This is a genomic window from Lysobacter sp., assembly GCF_035655815.1.
Classification (GTDB): Bacteria; Pseudomonadota; Gammaproteobacteria; order Xanthomonadales; family Xanthomonadaceae; genus Lysobacter_J.
In genome coordinates this window covers 1-5,686 of sequence record NZ_DASRTS010000042.1, presented here as the reverse complement: position 1 = coordinate 5,686, position 5,686 = coordinate 1, and the positions used below count along the sequence as shown (strand labels likewise).

At 67.3% G+C, this 5,686-nt stretch carries 4 protein-coding genes and 1 pseudogene; all 5 read left to right on the top strand.

Annotated elements, in window-relative coordinates:
- A partial coding sequence (locus VFE83_RS12365; protein ID WP_324906548.1) for a DNA translocase FtsK occupies nt 1-1,415 on the top strand: 1,415 nt, incomplete at its 5' end.
- 210 nt (nt 1,416-1,625) lie between these two features.
- Nucleotides 1,626-2,243 carry an outer membrane lipoprotein chaperone LolA gene (gene lolA, locus VFE83_RS12360; RefSeq protein WP_324906546.1) on the top strand — a complete coding sequence of 206 codons (618 nt, stop codon included), beginning with the start codon at nt 1,626-1,628 and terminating at the stop codon, nt 2,241-2,243.
- A gap of 94 nt (nt 2,244-2,337) precedes the next feature.
- On the top strand, nt 2,338-3,024 hold the full coding sequence (locus VFE83_RS12355) for a hypothetical protein (protein ID WP_324906544.1): 687 nt from the start codon (nt 2,338-2,340) through the stop codon (nt 3,022-3,024).
- 72 nt (nt 3,025-3,096) lie between these two features.
- Entirely contained in the window at nt 3,097-4,488 is a 1,392-nt protein-coding gene (locus VFE83_RS12350) for a replication-associated recombination protein A (protein ID WP_414674736.1), read from the top strand.
- Between the two features lie 435 nt (nt 4,489-4,923).
- Nucleotides 4,924-5,686 (top strand): annotated as a pseudogene (locus tag VFE83_RS12345) (hypothetical protein); the annotation flags it as partial.

The window sequence follows — 5,686 nt, the reverse complement described above, 5'->3', positions numbered from 1 at the left end:
TCAAGCTCAAGGACTTCCGCATCGACGCGAACGTGGTCGGCGCCTATCCGGGCCCCGTGATCACGCGCTTCGAGATCGAGCCCGCGCCGGGCATCAAGGTCAGCCAGATTTCCAGCCTGGACAAGGACATCGCGCGCGGCCTGTCGGTGAAGTCGGTGCGCGTGGTCGACGTGATCCCGGGCAAGTCGGTGATCGGGCTGGAAATCCCGAACGTCAACCGGGAGATGATCTATCTCTCGGAACTGCTGCGCTCGAAGGAATACGACAAGTCCGCGAGCCCGCTGACGCTCGCGCTGGGCAAGGACATCGCCGGCCGGCCGACGGTCGCCGACCTCGCGCGCATGCCGCACCTGCTGGTCGCGGGTACGACCGGCTCAGGCAAGTCCGTCGCGGTCAACGCGATGGTGCTGTCGCTGCTCTACAAGGCCTCCGCCAAGGACGTGCGGATGCTGATGATCGACCCGAAGATGCTGGAGCTGTCCGTCTACCAGGGCATCCCGCACCTGCTCGCGCCGGTGGTCACCGACATGAAGGAGGCCGCCAACGGCCTGCGCTGGTGCGTCGCCGAGATGGAGCGCCGCTACAAGCTGATGAGCGCGGTGGGCGTGCGCAACCTGTCGGGCTTCAACAAGAAGGTGACCGACGCGATCAACGCCGGCCAACCGCTGATGGACCCGCTGTTCCGGCCGAACGCGGAAGCCGGCGAGGTGCCGCGCGAGCTGGAGCCGCTGCCGTACATCGTCGTCTTCATCGACGAATTCGCCGACATGATGATGATCGTCGGCAAGAAGGTGGAGGAGCTCATCGCCCGCCTGGCGCAGAAGGCGCGCGCGGCCGGCATTCACCTGATCCTGGCCACGCAGCGTCCGTCGGTGGACGTCATCACGGGCCTGATCAAGGCCAACATTCCCACGCGCATTGCGTTCCAGGTGTCGAGCAAGATCGACTCGCGCACGATCCTCGACCAGTCCGGCGCGGAAACGCTGCTCGGCCACGGCGACATGCTGTACCTGCCGCCGGGTACCGCGATGCCGGAGCGCGTGCACGGTGCGTTCGTGTCCGACGAGGAAGTGCATCGCGTCGTCGAGCACCTCAAGCAGATCGGCGGCGGTCCCGACTACATCGAGGGCGTGCTGGACGAAGTGCAAACGATGGGCGATGGGGTCGTGGTCGGCGCGACCGGCCTGCCCGAAAGCAACAGCGGTGGCGGCGACGAGTCCGACCCGCTGTACGACGAGGCGGTGCGCATCGTCACCGAGACCCGGCGCGCGTCGATCTCCGGCGTGCAGCGCCGCCTGAAGATCGGCTACAACCGCGCCGCGCGCCTGATCGAGGCGATGGAAGCGGCAGGCGTGGTCAGCCCGCCGGAGCACAACGGCGACCGCTCGGTACTGGCGCCGCCGCCGCCCAAGTGATGGGTTTCGACGCAGACGGACGCAGACAACACAGATAAGGCAGAGCGCGGGTCAAGCGACGTTCACGTCCCGCCGGTGACGCGCTCGGATTTGTCTGCGCGATCTGCGTATATCTGCGTCCAAAACGTCTTTCCAGCGCTCGCCGGTTCATCTTCGATCCGTCAGACTTCTTCCTGTGGCGGCTTCCGCCGATCCTTTCCGGAGTGATTGATGCGACTTCCTCTGTTCGGCTTGGCCTTGGCGCTGTTCGCCTCGACCGCGATGGCCGGTGCGCGTGACGACCTCGACGTCTTCACCAAGGGCCTGAAAGGTCTGAGCGGTCAGTTCTCGCAGCAGGTGTACGACCCTCAGGGCAAGCTCAAGGAGCGCTCGAGCGGGCAGGTCGCGCTGTCGGCGCCGCGCCTGTTCCGCTGGGAATACGTCAAGCCGTACCCGCAATTGATCGTGGCCGACGGCAAGAAGGTGTGGGTGCACGATCCCGACCTGCAGCAGGTCACCGTGCGTCCGCAGGGCGTGGAGGAACAGAACAACCCGCTCGCGGCCCTCATCGACCCGGCGAAGCTGGACGCGCAGTTCGTGGTGAAGGAACTGGGTAGCGCCGAAGGCCTGGAATGGCTGTCGCTGGCGCCGAAGCAGGAAGGCGATGCCGGGTTCCGTTCCGCGCGCCTGGGCTTCAACCAGAGCGGTCTGGTGAAGATGCACGTGATCGACGCGCTCGGCCAGCGTACCGACATCGACTTCAGTGGGTGGAAGCGCAATCCGGCGTTCCCTGCGGATACCTTCCGGTACACGCCGCCGAAGGGCGTGGACGTGATCGGCGAACGCTGAGCGATCGCGAAGAGATGTGGAAAGGCCTGCTTCGGCAGGCCTTTTCGTTTGTGGAGAGGCAGGCCGGATTTTCCGGTCACGGAGTCCGTCCGCCGTGCATCGCCTCGCTTCATGCAGCCTGATCGCCGCACTGTCGTGGTGCGGTGTCGCCGTGGCGGTCGAACCGATGGCCACGCCGGCAGGCGGAACCACGCGGACGCCGATTCCGGCACCAGGTGCGTTGCAGGAAAGCGCGGATATCGAGCGACGCGTCGCCGGCTCGGTGGTAAGTGCACTGGCGGAGCGGTTTGGCGGCCGTGCCGTCGAGGTGCGGTTCGACGGAGTCGACGTGTCAGCACTGGACGGGCGCCGGCAGTCGGTCAGCGGCCGCGGCGGCGTGCGCTTCGCGGGCGGGTCGGCGTGGATCGGTTTCCGCTTCGGCAGCGTGTACGACACGCTGCTCGGGCAGCCGGGGCGACCGCAGGTCGAAATCGGAGTGGGTGGGGAAGGACGGTCGGTTCCCAATGACGGGCTCGCCCTGCGCCAGCTTGAAGACCGGATGACGGCGATGCTGCAGGACGCACGGGCCATGCCGTCGGTACGTCTGCAACTGGACCGTGTGGAGACATTCGAGACCGGCCAGTACTACCTCAGCATGGACGCCGAAGGCTTGGTCGATTTCGGGCTCGATGGCAGCCGCGGGATCCGCGTCCGCGCGCTGTACGACCGGCGCGACGGGCAATGGCTGCAACTGGACTACGACCTCGGTGCTGCGGCCGGCGAGGCGCTGGTAGGGCGCTGACGCGCGAGCGGGCCGCCCGTGCACGGCGGGTACGTGCACGCCTTGGTATCGTGTGCGCAGGCATCCATGAGAATGGCCTGCGTGGCCCGGCGCACTCCTTCCGCTTCCCCTTCCGACGATCTGTTGCATGTCGACCGCAGCGCGATGCAGCCGCTGGCCGAACGCATGCGGCCGCGCACGCTCGACGAGATGGTCGGGCAGAAGCGCCTGCTGTCGCCGCGTTCCGCGCTGCGGCGTGCGATTGAATCCGGTCGCGTGCACTCGATGATCCTGTGGGGGCCGCCCGGCTGCGGCAAGACCACACTGGCGCTGCTGCTCGCGAAATACGCCGATGCGGAGTTCCGCGCCATCTCGGCCGTGCTGTCCGGCCTGCCGGAAGTGCGGCAGGTGCTGGCCGAGGCGGCGCAGCGTTTCGCCGAAGGTCATCGCACCGTGCTGTTCGTCGACGAGGTGCACCGTTTCAACAAGGCGCAGCAGGATGCGTTCCTGCCGCACATCGAGCGCGGCACCATCCTGTTTGTCGGCGCGACCACCGAGAACCCTTCGTTCGAACTGAACTCCGCGCTGCTGTCGCGCTGCCGCGTGCATGTGATGGAGGCGGTCTCCGCGCAGGACATCCAGCTGGCGCTGCAACAGGCGCTGGCGGACGAGGAACGCGGACTCGGCGGACGCGGGCTACAGGTGAGCGACGATGCGTTGCTGGAGATCGCGCAGGCGGCCGACGGCGACGTGCGGCGCGGCCTGACGCTGCTGGAGATTGCCGCCGAACTGGCCGAAGGCGAGGGCGGCGAGATCACCCAGGCGACGCTGGCGCAGGTGCTGGCCGATCGCACGCGTCGCTTCGACAAGGGCGGCGAGCAGTTCTACGACCAGATCTCGGCGCTGCACAAGTCCGTGCGCAGTTCCAATCCCGATGCGGCGGTGTACTGGCTGGCGCGCATGCTCGATGGCGGATGCGATCGCGCGTACCTGGCGCGACGCATCACGCGCATGGCGGTGGAAGACATCGGACTGGCCGATCCGCGCGCGCTGCCGATGGCGCTGGATGCGTGGGACACGTTCGAAAGACTGGGCAGCCCCGAAGGCGAACTCGCGCTCGCGCAGATCGTCGTCTACCTGGCGACCACCGCCAAGTCGAACGCGGTGTACTCGGCCTACAACGCCGCGCGCAGCGACGTGCACGAGTACGGCACGCAGGAAGTGCCGCTGCACCTGCGCAATGCGCCCACGCGGTTGATGAAGCAACTGGGCTATTCGAAGGGTTATCGCTACGACCACGACGTGGATGGCGGCATCGCGCTGGACCAGACGGGCTTCCCCGACGCGATGGGCGAGCGCGTGTACTACCGGCCGGTGGAACGCGGCCTGGAGATCAAGCTCAAGGAGAAGCTGGACCGGCTGCGCGCGGAACGCGATGCTGCCCGTCGTGACGGCAATGTGAGCGATCCGGCGGACTCAACCTGAGCAATTCCGCGACGTTGCCCCGTCGCAACGTCAGCATCACTTCACCGTTGCCGCGCAAGCGCTTGAGTGCACAGGCAAACACGCCGGCGGCAATGCGGGTGTAAAGCCCGGTGTTCCAACGCTGAAACTTCATCCTGAATGCGGATGTGATGCGCCGTATGCCCGTCGCAACGCGTACTTGCATCAGGCTGATGCGGCGTCCGTGCGATTCAGTTCGCAAGCGCTGTTCCAGTTCTGCAACCGTCGAACGCCAAAGCCACCGCTCTCATGCGGTGCCACGCGGCCGTGCGCGGAGGTTCAGGCCGTTTCGCTTTCCGGATCAAGGCGTTCGGCCGCCTGAACGAAAGTTGGCACCGCCTGTGCGTGTCGTTCCTTGCGTCGTTCACCGGTGCCTCCCCCGGGCGCCAACCGACGTATCCGTAAAGGAGAACAACAATGCGCATTCGTACCAGCTTGATGGCAACGGCCGTGCTCGTCGGCCTTGGTCTTACCGGCCAGGCGGCGGCACAACAGACGATCGGCGACGGCAATGGCGGTGACGACATCCTCGCCAACATCAGCGTGCCGATCGATGCTTCCAACAGCAGTACCGGCGACAACCGCGACAACGACGGCGCTGCGGCTGCCGACAACGGTGCCGCGGCCGCCAACAACGGCGGAACCGCCACCAGCACATTCAGCAGCACCTCCAGCACCATCGTCGCGCAGACCGTCCTGGAAGGGGCGGTGTACGACGTGCAGACCTATGGCATCGGCAACGTGGCCAACAACACCGGCAACGCCAACGGCGGCGCCGGCGGCCGCGGCGGCGACGGCTACGGTGGCGACGGCTATGGCGGTGATGGCTATGGCGGCGAGGGCGGTGCCGGTGGTGCCGGCGGCGACGGCGGCGACGGCGGAAGTGGCGGTGATGCCGTGAACGGCAGCGCGACTTCCGGCGACTCCACCAACGGTAGCGCGAGCATCGGCGACGCAGTGGCCGGCAACGGCGGCCGCGGCGGCGATACCTGGAACAACCGTTCCGGCCGTGGCGGCGATACCGACAACGACAGCGGCTGGGCCGCAGGCGCAAGCCTGGCCGGTTCCGGTTCCGCGGCTGGTGGCGGTTCGGGCGGCGGCGGCGGTGGTGGCGACGGCAACAACGGCGGTAACGGCGGCGACGGCGGCGGTGCGCGCGGTCGCGGCGACGATACGGCCG

Excerpts from the sequence above, each read along its gene's own strand:
- lolA (WP_324906546.1), top strand. The coding sequence starts at position 1,626 with ATGCGACTTCCTCTGTTCGGCTTGGCCTTGGCGCTGTTCGCCTCGACC.
- VFE83_RS12350 (WP_414674736.1), top strand. The coding sequence starts at position 3,097 with ATGGCCTGCGTGGCCCGGCGCACTCCTTCCGCTTCCCCTTCCGACGAT.